Source organism: Mesobacillus sp. MER 48 (assembly GCF_023714225.1).
GTDB lineage: Bacteria > Bacillota > Bacilli > Bacillales > Cytobacillaceae > Mesobacillus > Mesobacillus oceanisediminis_A.
The window spans coordinates 124,042-138,615 of sequence record NZ_JAMAUR010000001.1 but is presented as its reverse complement, the minus strand read 5'-3'; the positions used below and the strand labels follow the sequence as shown (position 1 = coordinate 138,615).

At 43.5% G+C, this 14,574-nt stretch carries 8 protein-coding genes; 7 read left to right on the top strand and 1 reads right to left on the bottom strand.

All coding sequences use genetic code 11. From position 1 onward, the window contains the following. Positions 1-69 precede the first annotated feature (69 nt). From M3593_RS00660 to helD, 4 genes are all read left to right on the top strand, one after another. On the top strand, positions 70-1,182 hold the full coding sequence (locus M3593_RS00660) for a sugar diacid recognition domain-containing protein (protein ID WP_144480869.1): 1,113 nt from the start codon (positions 70-72) through the stop codon (positions 1,180-1,182). 121 nt (positions 1,183-1,303) lie between these two features. Then, positions 1,304-2,572, top strand: coding sequence for a GntP family permease (locus M3593_RS00655; RefSeq protein WP_144480906.1), 1,269 nt, complete (start codon positions 1,304-1,306; stop codon positions 2,570-2,572). Positions 2,573-2,896: 324 nt separating this feature from the next. Next, entirely contained in the window at positions 2,897-4,030 is a 1,134-nt protein-coding gene (locus tag M3593_RS00650) for a glycerate kinase (protein ID WP_144480871.1), read from the top strand. Between the two features lie 271 nt (positions 4,031-4,301). After that, positions 4,302-6,629 (top strand): RNA polymerase recycling motor HelD, encoded by a 2,328-nt coding sequence (helD, locus tag M3593_RS00645; protein WP_144481133.1) that lies wholly within the window; start codon positions 4,302-4,304, stop codon positions 6,627-6,629. 42 nt (positions 6,630-6,671) lie between these two features. Here helD and M3593_RS00640 read toward each other — a convergent pair whose 3' ends face one another. Further along, positions 6,672-8,069, bottom strand: coding sequence for a S8 family peptidase (locus tag M3593_RS00640; RefSeq protein ID WP_251540187.1), 1,398 nt, complete (start codon positions 8,067-8,069; stop codon positions 6,672-6,674). Between the two features lie 419 nt (positions 8,070-8,488). Here M3593_RS00640 and parE point away from each other — a divergent pair, with 419 nt between their 5' ends. From parE to M3593_RS00625, 3 genes are all read left to right on the top strand, one after another. Further along, complete coding sequence (parE, locus tag M3593_RS00635) at positions 8,489-10,468, top strand: DNA topoisomerase IV subunit B (protein ID WP_144481129.1); 1,980 nt, start codon at positions 8,489-8,491, stop codon at positions 10,466-10,468. After that, positions 10,465-12,900: a DNA topoisomerase IV subunit A gene (gene parC / locus M3593_RS00630; RefSeq protein WP_144481127.1), complete on the top strand. Its 2,436-nt coding sequence runs from the start codon at positions 10,465-10,467 to the stop codon at positions 12,898-12,900. The genes parE and parC overlap by 4 nt, the downstream gene beginning before the upstream one ends. Positions 12,901-13,084: 184 nt before the next feature. Then, positions 13,085-14,509, top strand: coding sequence for an alanine/glycine:cation symporter family protein (locus tag M3593_RS00625; RefSeq protein WP_144481126.1), 1,425 nt, complete (start codon positions 13,085-13,087; stop codon positions 14,507-14,509). Positions 14,510-14,574: the final 65 nt, after the last annotated feature.

Here is a 14,574-nt window from a genome sequence, read left to right as displayed (position 1 = left end):
TGTTTTATAATATTTATTAAGTAATGGTGATAAAGTAGATACATATGTTTTGCGAGGCGGGAATATAGAATGGATTTTTTAGACAAGCAGCTGGCTCAGGAGATTGTTGACAGGACGATGGGAATCATCGGGAAAAATATCAATGTAATGGATAACCGGGGTGTCATCATTGGGTCGGGGGACCAGAAACGAATCGATGATATACATGAAGGTGCTGTCAATGTCATCAAACAGGGATCTGGCTATGAAATTACAGAAAAAGAAGCAAAGAATCTCCATGGGGTGAAGGCAGGTATCAACCTTCCCATTCGCTTTGACGGAGAAATAGTTGGTGTTATCGGTATCACTGGTTCTCCTGAGGAAATCAGAAGTTTTGGTGAACTTGTCAGGATGGCTGCTGAACTAAGTCTGCAGCAAGCAGTGCTAATGAATGAAATCCAGTGGGATGAGAGGCTGAAGGAAGAGCTTGTCAGTCAAATTATCCATTCCCAAGGGAAGATGGATCCGCTTTTCCTGGAAAGGGCCATGCGTTTGGGAATTAATCTGGATTTACCTCGGATAGCGATGGTTATTTTAACTTCTGACAGGAAGAAAACCTTCACCTTTCTTAAAGGCAGACTGGAAAAGGATGACCTTTTGCTTATGCAGCATGACAGGATAGTGATTTTAAAGAGGATGCCTTCCGCCCAAAGTGCCAATCAGGTTAGAAAACTGGCAGAGGGATGGGTCGACAGTTATAAATCAACCAGTGATGTGTACATAAAAATAGGTATTGGACAACAACACCCTGGATTGACAGGATTGGCAATGTCTTATCAACAGGCTGAACATACCTTGAAAGCAGGCCAGAAATTAGCACCTGACAAAGATATCTTCGTGTATGAAGATTATTATCTGCCTGTTTTCCTCCTAACAGCTTCAAATATGGGATTGACTGAGGGTTTAGAGCCTTATTATACAAGGTTAAAAGCCAGGGATACTAAAGGGGAATTGACTGAGTCATTAAGAGCACTGATTGATACCAATGGTGATATGAACAGTGCTGCGAAAATGCTTTTTATCCATAGGAACACCCTTAGGTACAGATTAGACAAGATAACAGAAATAACAGGCAAAGATCCTCGAAAAACCACGGATTTGCTTCATCTTTACTTGTCATTTCTCAATAATGAACTTGAATGATTGTGCAAATGCACGAAAGATCTGTATTAATACAGATCTTTTTTTGGTGGTTTGACCAATGAAATCGAATGAGATAGCGCTTACAATTGAGGTAATCAAAGATTTGAAGGAGGAACACAACTTGGATATTCAAGTAAGCGCTTTCGGCGCATTAGTAGCCCTTATCGTAGCTATATTCTTAATACTGAAAAAAGTTTCACCTGCTTACGGAATGATCGCCGGAGCATTGATTGGCGGTCTCGTTGGCGGCGTCGATGTTACAAATACGGTTACCTTGATGATGGAGGGCGCCAAAGGAATTATTCCTGCTGTATTGCGCATCCTCGCTGCAGGTGTACTGGCCGGGGTCTTGATTGAATCAGGCGCAGCAGCAGTCATTGCGGAAACGATTGTTAAAAAAGTCGGGGAAACTCGGGCGTTGCTTGCTTTGGCAATTGCAACGATGATCCTTACGACAGTTGGTGTATTCATTGATGTGGCTGTTATCACAGTCGCTCCAATTGCCCTGGCAATTGCCAGCAAAGCAGGCATCTCAAAAACTGCGATTCTGCTTGCGATGATTGGCGGGGGTAAAGCCGGTAACATCATGTCACCAAATCCGAATGCCATTGCTGCATCCGATGCGTTCGGTGTTCCATTGACTTCAATCATGGCAGCAGGAATCATCCCAGCTGCATTTGGACTTACAGTCACGTATATTTTAGCTAAAAAATTGGTTCATAAAGGTTCAAGCGTTTCAGCTGAGGAAAGCGAAACGAAAGTTAACGGGGAGCTGCCGCTTGTGGTGCCAGCGATTGTCGCCCCATTAGTGACGATTATCCTGCTTGCCCTTCGACCATTGTTTGATATAAACATTGATCCAATGATTGCCTTGCCAGCCGGCGGGATTGCAGGAGCACTGGCAATGGGACGAATCAAGCATATCAATGACTATGCTGTATCAGGCCTTGGGAAAATGTCCGGTGTCGCTATCATGCTTCTGGGTACAGGTACTTTGGCGGGAATCATCGCGAATTCAGGCTTAAAGGATGTTCTCATCAACAGTCTTGATGCACTTGGACTTCCGGCCTTCGTTCTTGCACCTGTATCGGGTATCTTTATGTCTGCTGCTACAGCTTCGACTACTGCTGGAACAGCTGTTGCCTCCCAGGTATTTGGAACCACCATTTTAGAAATGGGTGTAACTGCATTGGCGGGTGCGGCAATGGTGCATGCTGGTGCAACTGTGCTTGACCACCTCCCGCACGGAAGCTTTTTCCATGCAACTGGAGGAAGTGTGAATATGGAGATTAAAGAGCGTCTGAAATTGATTCCGTATGAAACTGCAATAGGTTTGACACTTGCCATCGTTTCAACCCTGATTTTTGGAATCTTTAAGTTCTTTGGATAGATTTTTCGGTTAAATTTCTTCAGAAACCTTTTTGAAATTGGCTCTGTTAATTAAGGCTGTTGATTTTCGTTCCAGGCGCTTCGCTTTCCGCGGGACTGGCGCTGAGCCTCCTCATCGCTTTGCTCCTGCGGGGTCTCACCTGACCAGTTGAGCCCGCAGGAGTCTACGCGCCTTCCACTACAATCAACAGGGTTTAAAAATCAACATTCAGCCTTAACAGAGCCAAATTAAAAAATATATTTTCACAAAATCAATATGGATTATTTTAAACTCCATACCTTCCTTACACATTACTCCGTTAGTAAATGAGAGGAGAAACAAAGTATGAAAATCGTAATAGCTCCAGATTCCTTCAAGGAAAGTCTGACTGCACTTGAAGCAGCAAGCGCGATCGAGGCAGGCATGAGAAAGATTTTGCCAGAAGCAAGTTTTGTAAAAGTTCCAATGGCGGATGGCGGTGAAGGCACTGTACAATCTCTCGTTGATGCAACTAAGGGAAAGATAATCTCAAAAACTGTAACAGGACCGCTTGGCGAGCCAGTTAAGGCATTTTTCGGCCTGTCTGGTGATGGAAAGACCGCGATTATCGAGATGGCTGCAGCTTCAGGGCTTCATCTGGTATCCAGGGAGAAACGCAATCCGCTGGTAACCACTACGCGCGGCACTGGAGAATTAATTTCTGCCGCCCTTGACTTTGGTGTGGAAAAGATCATCATCGGAATTGGCGGCAGTGCCACGAATGATGGAGGAGCAGGAATGGCGAGAGCCCTCGGGATCAAGTTCCTCAATGTTGATGGAAATGAGATCAGCGAAGGTGGCGGATCTCTTGGTGAATTGGCTTCCATTGATATGACGCAAGCAGATAGCCGTTTGATCGCGGTGAATATCGAAGTGGCCTGTGATGTGGATAACCCATTAACCGGTCCCAAAGGCGCATCCCATATTTTTGGTCCGCAAAAAGGGGCAACTGCAGAAATGATTGAAGTATTGGATGGCAATCTTCAACATTACGCAGAAATTATCCGGAAAGATCTAGGAAAAGATATCGAACATATTTCTGGTGCAGGGGCAGCAGGCGGACTCGGCAGCGGCCTGCTGGCATTCCTGTCAGCAGACTTGAAAAGAGGAGTTGATATCGTTCTTGAGGCTACAAAGCTTGAAGAGCAACTTTTAAATGCGGATTTTGTTATTACTGGAGAAGGGAAAATAGATGGACAAACGATTTTTGGCAAAACCCCAATTGGGGTAGCAAAGACCGCAAAACGGCACGGCATCCCTGTAATCGCAATTGCTGGCCATGTTGCACAGGACAGTGAAATTGTCCACGAACACGGAATCGATATTTTATTCAGTGTTGTACCAGGTGTGATATCTCTAGAGGATGCATTCAATAATGCCAGTACGTATGTTAGAAATACTGCTGCGAATATAGCGTCCCTGATCAAATTAAGCAAGTAAAAAGAAAAACCGCGATGCTGATTGTCTGCAGCTCGCGGTTTTTTTGATGTTTAAAATAGGTGGAATTCGAATAAATATAAAAAAGAAGTGCAAAAAATAAAAAACACCCTTAAAGGTGTTTTGGAGAGTATGTATTTCTATTCGAAATATGTAAATAGTAAAATGGAAGTTGGCACTGAATTGTTTTGTAGGCAGAATAAATTTATTATAATTATATCATAAATAAAAAGTGTTGTCAAATAAAAGAGGATAGATTCGGGGAGTGGAATTCATGGATGAAAAGCAGCTAAACGCCTTAAAAATGGAACAGGATCGTGTTCATTCCATCATTGAGGAAATTGATAGGAAGGCCAAAAAATGGAGGGCGAGTTCAAGTGATGTCGGCTCAGATGCCTTTCAGATCAGGAAGACGTTTTGGGAGGATGTAACTGTAAACTTTGATGAAGCAGATGATGTAGCGGAAACCTTCACAAGCATCAAACAGCAGGCAGCACTTTTATCAGAGCGTGAGCGTACACAATCGCAAATGGTGAAACAGCTTAAAACACTTTCCCAACTAAGGTTCTCCCCTTATTTTGGCAGAGTTGATTTTAAAGAAGACGGTGAAAGCGAAGCAGAGAAAATCTACCTGGGTATTGCCTCGTTAATGGACGAGCAGGAAGAAAATTTCTTGATTTATGATTGGAGAGCGCCGATTTCTGGCCTTTATTATGACTACTCCCCGGGCCCTGCCCAATATGAAACAGAAACAGAGACCATTCAAGGAGATATGGAGCTAAAGCGGCAATTTGTCATTAGGTCTGGGAAAATCAAGGCGATGTTCGAGACCGGTGTAACAATTGGTGACGAGATGCTTCAGGAAGTTCTCGGCAATAATGCTGACACTCAGATGAAAACCATAGTAGCGACCATTCAAAAGGAACAAAACGAGATCATCCGTAATGACTCAAGCAGCCTTGTTGTTGTGCAGGGAGTAGCCGGGAGCGGCAAAACGTCAGCGGCTATGCAGCGTGTAGCTTATTTACTTTACAAGTACAGGAATATCATCTCATCAGAAAATATCATGCTGTTCTCTCCTAATCCGCTTTTCAATAGCTATGTTGCTACCGTCCTGCCTGAACTTGGAGAAGAAAACATGCAGCAGGCCACATTCCAGGAATATCTCCTGTCACGTTTTGGTGCTGAATACGAGCTGGAGGATCCATTTGAACAGATGGAGTATCTGCTTGCAGCAGAAAAGGATGAGAGCCGCCAGGAAAGAGTTGAAGGCATCCGTTTCAAAGCAAGCCTGGAATTTAAAGAATTGCTGGACCGGTATGCAGAGAAGTTATCCAGAGAGACACTTATCTTTAAAAGCTTGTCATTAAAGAAGCGAACGATTATATCAAAGCATGAGATTGCCAAATTTTATGATTCACTCGATAAGGGTATTTCAATGCCGAATAGGATTCAGCTTGTAAAGGAATGGCTGGTCAAGGAACTGAAGAAAAAAGCAAAGGCAGAAAAATCCCAGGAGTGGGTAGAAAAAGAAATTCAATTCCTTGAAAAGGAAGATTATCTCGAGGCTTTTAAACAAAGCCAGAAAAAACAAGGCGAAGCAGAAGATACATTCCATGATTATGACCGTGAAGAAAAGTGGCTATCTGAACTTGTCGTAAAAAGACGGTTCAAACCATTGTTCAATGCAGTGAAAAAACTGAAATTCATAAATAACAGGGCCATTTTTATGAACTTTTTCAAGGATGAAGGTCTTCGAGCAGATACGGCGCCAACTAATTGGCCTTCTATTTGTGACCAGACAATCCGTTCTCTGGAAAGAAAGTCTATCCCTTACGAGGATGCAACACCGTTTCTCTATCTTCAGGATCTGATTGAAGGGAGGAAGTCAAACACATCGATTCGCCATGTCTTCATCGATGAAGCTCAGGATTATACTCCTTTCCAATTTGCATATATTAAAAATCTTTTCCCGTACAGCAAAATGACCTTGCTTGGTGACATGAACCAGGCGATTTACTCTGGTCCTACAGGGGCTCCGACCATCTTTGCCGAAGCAGCGCTTGACTTTGGAGATAAGGAAACCTACAAGCTTACAAAAACCTACAGATCGACAAAGCAGATTGTAGAATTCACGAGGGAGCTGATTGAAGGAGGTAATCTGATTGAACCTTTCAATCGTTTAGGTCCAAAGCCGGTAGTCGTGAATCCCGGAAAACATATTGACCACACAGAAAGAACGATTGGACTTATTTCGGATCTTAAAAATAAGGATCATAAAAACATCGCTATCATCTGCAAAACAGCAGCTGAGAGCATAGAAGCTTTCGAATCCATCAAGAAGTCCCATGAGGCAAGATTGATTGAAAAAGGCACCTTGACCTTTGAAAACGGGGTCAATGTCGTACCAACATACCTGGCAAAAGGAATAGAGTTTGATGCGGTGATCATTTTTGATTCATCTTCCTACACAAGAAATGAGGAAAGGAAATTGTTTTATACGGCTTGTACGAGGGCTATGCATGAGCTTTATATTCTTTCAAGAGGTGAATTAAGTCCGCTTTTAGCAGAAGTAGACCAGGAACTTTTTCAGGTCATTTAAAAAACAAGCCGCCAAAATCCATGGCGGCTTGTTTTGTTGCATTTATTTTAGCCATTTGAATATAGACTTTTGTGTCTTGCCTCTTGCTGGCTGTTTTTTATTCGCCTCCTGCAAGGCTGAATTTACATCGATCAAGCCATTTCCGTAATCAATGTCTTTTCCCTGTTCACCAAGATCGATGGCAGATGTTTTAATGATATTGATGACCTGGGAGCTTTTGAGGTCTGGATTAGCTGATTTAATTAAAGCGGCCAGACCTGCAACATGGGGAGCAGCCATTGATGTCCCGGAAAGGGCTGCATACTGTGCATTGAAAAAGGTGCTCGGAATATTCACCCCAGGAGCAGCAATGTCTATATAATCCCCATAGTTAGAAAAGTTCGCTCTGTTTCCGTTATAATCAACAGCAGCCACGCTCAAAACCTCGGGATAAGCCGAAGGGTAAGTAGGCTGATTGGATCCGTCATTGCCGGCTGCAGATACCATGACAACATTGTTGTCAAAGGCATAACGGACAGCTTCTTCCAGGACCTTGGAGGGCTGGTAATTGCCAAGGCTCATATTTATAACATCTGCACCATGGTCGACAGCCCAAATGATACCTTTTGCGATATCGAATGTGGTACCATAGCCTTTCGCACCCATTGCTTTAACAGGCATGATTTTGCTGAACCATGTCATGCCGGCAACACCCTCACCGTTATTCGTTTCTGAGGCTATGATCCCAGCTACATGTGTTCCATGGCCATTATCATCATCCGGCTCTCGTTTTTCATCTATCACATTATAACCAGATATAATCCTGTTCTTTAACTCTGGATGATCCAGGTCAACACCTGTATCTATAATGGCTATTTCAATTTGTTCTTTTCCGCGTGTAATATTCCAGCCTTGCTCTGTTCCAATCGCTGGCAAATTCCATTGGTAATTCTCCTGGTAAAGTAAATCATTTGGTACGTTTGCTTCGTTTTGCATGAGGATAAAATTTGGCTCGGCATACTCAACGTTTTGCCTCTTGTTAAAATATTCAACCATTTGCGGTGTTTCCATGGAAGTGGACCTGAAAATATAAACCGAATTCAGGTGTTTGATGACCCAGCCATTGATATCGCGTGTAATTTCATCTATTTCGTCAGGTCCTGGTTCTGTAAAAAAATCAACAGCAGCCTCATGATCATAATAATGACTTGTATCTTTCTTGTTATGGTAAATAAGCGTGACTTCGTCTTGTGTATTGAGCTGCCTCTTGATTTTCTCTCCCATTTCTACATTATTTACGTTTGCCATCGACTGCATCTTCATGATTCGTTGGCCAGTAGAATGAGTTTTCGCACTAAGTTTATTGCTGTGTACAGGCTCATGCCTGAACACTCCGGCCCCTGTAAGGGCAAGAACAAGAATTAATGTTGCCCCCAGGATGAAACCCTTCGTGCTTTTCATGATAAGAGCCCTCCAAAAAAAGATTTGTTCTTATATTGCAGAACAAACGGCAAAATTAACGGCGGTAATCACTGGCAGTTTCATTTAGTTGGAAATAGGACATTTAAAAGTATGCAAAGCACTTTTATAAGCATAAAGTTTCCTTTTTCCTAATCACAAGTTACCAAAAATCCTATTTTTTATGACAAATTTCAAAATTAATTCTTTAATTCCGTTTGCCAAATCCCAATTAATCGCTACAATTAAGCATAGACGCCAATATTATGGTAAAATAAACAAAGAGAACAATTGTTCTGAAATTGATAAAAGGCATATTATTTAATATCCTTTTGACAAAAAAGAGGAATACTTAAGGAATTCATTGACACTATACATAAAAACCGTCAATGTTGTTTGCAAGAAATGAAAGGGGTATGTTCGTGGCAAGAAATCAGCAAGCTTTTGATTATAATGATGATGCCATCCAGGTACTGGAAGGTCTTGAAGCGGTCCGTAAAAGGCCAGGTATGTATATTGGCAGCACAGATACCCGGGGACTTCATCACCTCGTGTATGAAATCGTTGATAACTCTGTTGACGAAGCACTTGGCGGCTACGGTAATCACATCATCGTCAAAATCCATAAAGATAATTCGATCAGTGTCCAGGATAAAGGGCGTGGCATGCCAACAGGGATGCATAAGCTAGGAAAGCCCACACCGGAAGTCATCCTTACGGTCCTTCATGCAGGCGGTAAGTTTGGACAAGGCGGTTATAAAACAAGCGGCGGACTGCATGGTGTCGGCGCATCAGTTGTAAATGCGCTATCTGAATGGCTTGTTGTCACCATCAAACGCGATGGTTTTGTTTATGAGCAGCGTTTTGAAAACGGCGGGAAGCCGGTGACAACTCTAGAGAAAATCGGCAAGACAAACCAGACAGGAACAACGATCCATTTCAAACCTGACGCCGAAATTTTCTCTACTTTGACATATAACTATGACACACTGTCTGAAAGGCTCCGTGAGTCTGCATTTTTGCTGAAAGGCTTGAAAATTGAGCTGATAGATGACCGGAATAATGAGAAAGAAGTCTTTCATTTTGAAACAGGCATCCAGGCATTTGTTGAATATTTGAACGAAGAAAAAGATGTTCTGCATCCTGTGGTCAGCTTTGAGGGCGAATACAGCAAAATAGAAGTTGAGTTTGCCTTCCAATTCAATGATGGATATTCGGAGAACGTTCTCTCATTCGTTAACAATGTCAGGACGAAAGATGGCGGAACCCATGAAGCAGGCGCAAAGACTGCGATGACCAGGGTATTCAATGAGTACGCCCGCAAGGTTGGATTGCTCAAGGAAAAGGACAAGAACCTTGATGGAGCGGATATCCGCGAAGGTCTGGCTGGAATCGTTTCTGTCCGAATCCCTGAGGAGCTGCTGCAATTTGAGGGTCAGACCAAGGGCAAGTTGGGGACCAGTGAAGCAAGGTCGGCTGTGGACTCGGTCGTTTCAGAACATCTGTCTTATTTCCTTGAGGAGAATCCAGATGTCAGTACCCTGCTGATCCGAAAATCCATCAAGGCTTACCAGGCTCGTGAAGCTGCCCGTAAGGCCCGTGAAGATGCTCGCAGCGGGAAAAAGAGGAAAAAATCGGATGCAATGCTTTCAGGCAAATTGACTCCGGCTCAATCAAAGAATCCAGCTAAAAATGAATTATACCTTGTCGAGGGAGATTCTGCTGGCGGTTCTGCCAAGCAGGGACGGGACAGGAAGTTCCAGGCCGTTCTGCCATTGCGCGGAAAAGTCATCAACACAGAAAAAGCCAAGCTACAGGATATTTTCAAAAACGAGGAAATCAATACGATCATTCATGCCATTGGTGCGGGAGTGGGTTCGGATTTCCTTGTAGACGACATCAACTATGACAAGATTGTCATCATGACAGATGCAGATACTGACGGTGCCCATATCCAGGTGTTATTGCTCACATTCTTTTACAGGTACATGAAGCCGCTCATCGAAGCAGGAAAGGTCTTCATTGCCCTTCCTCCGCTGTATAAAGTCAGCAAAGGGACAGGCAAAAAGGAAATCATCGAATATGCCTGGAGTGATGAAGAACTGAAGGGTGCCATCAAGAAGGTCGGCAAAGGCTATATCATCCAGCGTTACAAAGGTCTCGGTGAGATGAATGCTGATCAGCTTTGGGAAACGACAATGGACCCTGAGACCAGGACGTTGATTCGCGTCCGAATAGATGATGCTGCAAGAGCGGAACGCAGAGTCACTACACTTATGGGTGATAAAGTAGAACCCCGCAGGAAATGGATTGAATCCAATGTCGCTTTCGGTCTTGAAGAAGACGGCAATATTCTTGAAAATGAAAACATTTCAGTCGCAGAGGAGGTTGAAGGCGAATGAGTTCTGTTGAAAAATTTCGTGACCTCCCACTCGAAGACGTATTGGGCGACCGATTCGGCCGCTATAGTAAATATATTATCCAGGAACGTGCCCTACCAGATGCGCGTGACGGATTGAAGCCTGTACAGCGCAGGATTTTATACGCCATGCATGTTGAGGGCAACACAAGTGAAAAGGGCTTCCGGAAATCAGCCAAGACAGTCGGTAACGTCATTGGTAACTACCATCCGCACGGTGATTCATCGGTATACGAAGCAATGGTCCGTATGAGCCAGGATTGGAAAGTGCGGAATTACCTGGTTGACATGCACGGGAATAACGGAAGCATCGATGGTGATCCGCCAGCGGCAATGCGTTATACCGAAGCAAGATTATCAGCTATTGCCGGTGAACTATTAAGGGATATCGAAAAGAGGACAGTTGAGTTCATCCCGAACTTTGATGACACATCCAGTGAGCCTACTGTGCTTCCGGCGATGTTCCCAAACTTGCTCGTGAATGGCTCGACGGGGATTTCAGCGGGATACGCCACAGATATTCCACCACATAATTTAGCGGAAGTGATTGATGGGGTTATCATGAGAATGGACAACCCTGCCTGCACGGTCGAAGATCTCATGAAAGTGATTAAAGGACCCGACTTCCCTACGGGCGGAATTATTCAGGGTGTTGAAGGAATCGCTAAAGCTTACAAGACTGGCAAGGGAAAGATCATTGTCCGCGGCAAAGCGGAAATCGAGGACATCCGAGGCGGCAAACAGCAGATTGTCATCACGGAAATTCCATATGAAATCAATAAAGCCAACCTCGTCAAGAGAATTGATGAATTCCGTTTAGACCGGAAAGTTGAAGGGATCTCAGAGGTTCGAGACGAAACAGACCGCACAGGCCTTCGTGTTGTCATTGAATTGAAAAAGGAAGCAGACGCAAACGGTGTCTTGCATTATCTTTACAAGAACAGCGATTTGCAGATTACCTATAACTTCAATATGGTTGCCATCAACAAGAAACGGCCAGTATTGATGGGGCTTGCCGAACTTCTTGATGCCTATATCGACCACCAGAAGGATGTTGTTACAAAAAGATCACAGTACGACCTTCAAAAAGCCCGTGACCGACAGCATATCGTCGAAGGACTAATGAAGGCATTATCCATCCTCGATCAGGTGATCGCGACGATCCGCGCTTCAAAGGATAAACGTAATGCAAAAGATAATTTGATTCAGAAGTTCGAATTCACTGAAGTCCAGGCTGAAGCGATTGTTTCCCTCCAGCTTTATCGCCTGACGAATACTGATATAACTGCGCTCCAGGCTGAAGCAGAGGAGCTTGCCAAGAAGGTGGACGAACTAACCGCCATTCTGGGAAGTGAGAAAAAGCTTCTGACTGTCATTAAGAAGGAATTGAAGGATGTCAAGAAGCGCTTTTCAGATGAACGCCGAACTAAAATTGAGGAAGAGATTGAGGAAATCAAAATCAACCTTGAGGTACTGATCGCGAGTGAAGATGTAATTGTCACGGTAACGAAGGATGGATATATAAAACGTACTAGCCAGAGGTCCTATGCGGCTTCAAATGGACAGGATTTCGCAATGAAGGATACTGACAGGCTGTTATCCCAATTGAATGTGAACACAAAGGATGTCCTGCTGTTGTTCACCAATAAAGGAAGCTACCTTCATTTACCTGTACACGAGCTCCCTGATATCCGATGGAAGGACCTTGGTCAGCATGTGGCGAATATCGTCCCGCTCGACCGTGATGAAGAAATCATCCGGGCTGTACCTGTTACCAATTTCGAACAGAATATGTTCTTTGTGTTTGTCACGAAGAATGGCATGGTGAAAAAATCGGAATTAAGCCTCTATAAAGCCCAGCGTTATTCTAAACCATTAACCGCCATCAACGTAAAAGGTGATGACAGGGTTGTCGATGTCCATCTAACAAATGGAGAAAAGGATCTATTCATTGCCTCTCACTTTGGCTATGGCTTATGGTTCAGCGAAGAAGACGTCAGTCCAATCGGAATCCGGGCAGCCGGAGTTAAGGGTATGAACCTTAAGGATGGAGACTATGTTGTGGGTGGTAAAATCATCGACGCAAACGAAAATCCTTCCATTGTCATTGCAACCCAGCGCGGTGCGGTGAAGAAGATGAAGCTTTCTGAATTCGAAAAAACATCTCGCGCAAAACGCGGAGTTGTGATGCTGCGTGAATTGAAGGCAAATCCACATCGCATTATCGGTGTTGAAGCTGTCCGTGGTGAGGATGAAATCTTCTTCCTTACTGAAAAACAGCAAATTGTTTCGCTAAAAGCAGCAGATTTGAGGAACAGTGATCGCTACACAAACGGATCATTCATTGTTGATGAAAGTGAAACAGGCAGGCTTGTAACCATTTGGAAAAGTGAAACCGAACAGGAAACAGAATAAAAAACACTAAAAAACACAGCAATTGAGCTGTGTTTTTTGTTTCTAATTAAGAAGTTAAGGGTAAATGCTAAGAGGTTCGTGGACCCTATTAAAGGCTGATGGAAGTCAGGTACCATTGTAATGAAGGCGCCCATTTGGTACATTAGGAACTATAAAAAAATTTACTGTAGATAAGGAGTTTTTTATGGGGATTTTCAACAATATCATATCGGAATTAAACAATTATATGTGGAGCTATATCTTAATTGCAGTTCTAGTTATTTTAGGTACATATTTCACTATCAGAACAAGATTTGTCCAGTTTAAGTACTTTCCTGAGATGCTAAGGGTACTAAAGGACCCAGCAACTGTCTCATCTGAAGGGAAAAGGGGCCGATCTTCATTTCAGGCGTTCACTGTCAGTCTTGCTTCACGGGTTGGTACAGGGAATCTTGCAGGTGTAGCGACGGCTATTTCTGCCGGTGGTCCAGGTGCCGTCTTCTGGATGTGGGTTATTGCGCTTATTGGAGCGGCTTCAAGCTTCATCGAAAGTACATTGGCCCAGATTTATAAAGTAAAAGACAAGGATGAATATCGCGGCGGTCCGGCTTACTATATGGAACGCGGTCTCAATAAAAGATGGCTTGGAATACTGTTTGCAGTCATCATAGTTTTTACGTTTGGGTTGGTATTCAGTTCTGTTCAATCCAACACCATTTCTCTAGCATTTGACCAGGCATTTGGATTTGATCGGCTTTGGATGGGAATCATTCTGGCCGTTATGACAGCCGCTATCATTTTTGGTGGGATCAAAAGAATAGCTTTTGTATCCCAAATCATTGTCCCAATTATGGCAGTTCTGTATTTGATCTTGGCTTTGTATATCGTCTTCACAAATCTTGGTGAAGTTCCTGCAATGTTCTCTCTAATCTTCAAAAACGCTTTTGGGCTTCAGGAAGCCGTTGGCGGAGGTATGGGAGCAGCAGTCATGATGGGAATCAAACGAGGGCTTTTCTCAAACGAAGCTGGTATGGGAAGTGCGCCGAATGCAGCTGCTACTGCTGCTGTGACACATCCTGTAAAACAAGGATTAATCCAAACACTTGGCGTATTTACGGATACGATTTTGATTTGTTCAGCAACAGCTTTCATCATCATTATGTCTGGAGAGTATACGAACGCTGATTTGGATGGTATTCAGTTAACCCAGGCTGCACTCACAACACATGTTGGGGCATGGGCACCAGCGTTCGTAGGGGGAGCAATATTCCTTTTTGCTTTCACATCTATTATTGGAAATTACTATTACGGCGAAACGAATATTGAGTTCATAAAAGAAAGTAAGACAGCATTATTGGTTTATCGACTGGCGGTCATCGCAATGGTTTTATTTGGTTCAATCGTCGACTTAGCGATTGTCTGGAATCTGGCTGACCTCTTCATGGGAATCATGGCGCTAATTAACCTGGCAGCCATTACCTTGCTCGCGAAAATTGCCATGGCAGCACTTAAGGATTACAGAGAACAGCGGAAACAAGGGAAGGACCCTGTATTCTATGCTGACACAATCGAAGGTCTGAGTGGCATTGAATCATGGGAATACCGTGAGAAAGCACAGAATAAGAATTAAAACCTTCTAAACCCTCTGGATTAATCAGAGGGTTTTTTTGTGTATCTTTTTTCCATATTTAGAGA